Source organism: Rhodococcus sp. EPR-134, from assembly GCF_001647205.1.
Lineage (GTDB): Bacteria > Actinomycetota > Actinomycetes > Mycobacteriales > Mycobacteriaceae > Rhodococcus_F > Rhodococcus_F qingshengii.
Map to the genome: position 1 here is coordinate 1 of NZ_LVCT01000431.1, position 1,569 is coordinate 1,569.

Annotated in this window: 2 protein-coding genes; one reads left to right on the forward strand and one right to left on the reverse strand. The window is 61.6% G+C overall.

Annotated features, from left to right (window positions below; genetic code table 11):
• Positions 1-640, forward strand: a 640-nt coding sequence (locus A2J01_RS19975) for a sulfite exporter TauE/SafE family protein (RefSeq protein ID WP_064113406.1), incomplete at its 5' end; no start/stop codon positions are given.
• 607 nt (positions 641-1,247) lie between these two features.
• On the opposite strand, the gene A2J01_RS37225 is transcribed toward A2J01_RS19975, so the two are convergent.
• Positions 1,248-1,373 (reverse strand): hypothetical protein, encoded by a 126-nt coding sequence (locus tag A2J01_RS37225; protein WP_269455331.1) that lies wholly within the window; start codon positions 1,371-1,373, stop codon positions 1,248-1,250.
• Positions 1,374-1,569: the final 196 nt, after the last annotated feature.

Consider the following 1,569-nt stretch of genomic DNA (forward strand, 5'->3'; position numbering starts at 1 on the left):
ACTGATCGTGGTCGGTGTCGCCTCGGCTGTCGGCGCGATCCCGAAAGTCCGTGCCCATCTTGTGCAGTGGCGACTGGCCGCCGTGTTCGCCGCTGCCGGTATCCCCGCAACCTTCCTCGGTAGTGCCCTCGGGCGAGTGCTCCCGCAGTCCGTCGTGATGATCGGGTTCGCCGCGGTCATGATCGTTGCCGGTGCTCGTATGCTCGCCGACCGCGGCGATACCGGAACCGCCTGCAGCGTAGGTGATTCCGGTATCAATTGGCGTCGCTGCGCACCTCGTGCGATCCCAGCAGGATTCGCCGTCGGTGTGCTGACCGGGCTCTTCGGCGTCGGCGGCGGATTCCTCATCATCCCCGCCCTTGTCCTGATGTTGGGAATAGACATGCAGATCGCGATCGGAACCTCGCTTCTGATCATCGTCGCGAACTCCGCCGCCGGCTTGATCTCACATCTCGGTAGCGGCGTCACCATCGACCCGGCCATCACGATCAGTTTCACCGGAGCTGCGATCGTTGCCTCCTTGGTCGCCGGACGGTTCGGCAACCGCGTCGACACCGGAAAACTTCAACACTGGTTCGCGTACCTGGTGTTCGCCGTCGCCGCGTACATTCTGTTCGATACTCTCGTGTTGAGTCGCTGACGCCGTGACACACGAGGGAGCCGTACTCGTGTGGAACTCCGCTTTTCCATATCGGCGACCGGCCTCGTTCGCCATTCGTCGTATCTGTTTTCGGCGTAGACATCGGCAACCGATATCTACGTGGTGACCAGGCTGTCGGCGCCCGAGAAGTGCCCGCCGGCAACGGACCACTCCTCCTTTCCGAGTAAGCGCTCCGTTGTCGTGGCCGCTCCACCACGACCAATGTCACCGACTTTCGTGCAAGATGAGTGGGGGTAGATGTATCGCCACCAAGGTCGACATGGGGCGGAGGGCCTGATCCACAAAAGTCACCGGCCGCTGTTGATGATCCCGACAGAGGCCCGGTTCTCCGGATGCACGGCCGTGCCGTGACCGCTGCTCCCTGCAACGTGGGCAAGAAGAGAAGAAAGGTGGACAAAAAGAAACGGAACGACGCGCACATGACGTTCGGTCGGGCCGATGGTTGCTCTGCCACCCATCGCATAGGCACACTCCGAACGTCGTCGACGTGCAAAACCGATGAGAGAGGACTAGTCATGACCTCGCAGCTCTACCTCGTCCGCCAGGGACAACGGCCCTCAACGCCAACTACCGCAACTGCGTGACCCTACTGAATCAGTTCGATCTCGTCGGTGTCGTATCCGAGTAGACCGGCGACGGTTGAGTGGGCGTCGTCGCCGTACAGCTCTTCTTGGGTCTCGTCGCCGAACATCTGGGAATGCAGCTCCTTCATATCCCTGGGTTGGGATGAGCGGGGGGCAAACCGAACTTGTACATCGGTGGGGCTACCGATGGGCTGTGTGTATGCGACGAGGGGTGGAACGCTTGCGCTTCCTGGGTGAACCGCAACTCGCAATGCGTGTTGCGGTCTGTGCCCTCGTGCGCCGCCGATGGTCAGTTGTTCCGACAGCGTTCGAGCCAGCGTCGTG

What these genes read in the sequence shown, in the direction of transcription:
- A2J01_RS37225 (WP_269455331.1), bottom strand. Translation starts at nt 1,373, where the DNA reads ATGAAGGAGCTGCATTCCCAGATGTTCGGCGACGAGACCCAAGAAGAG.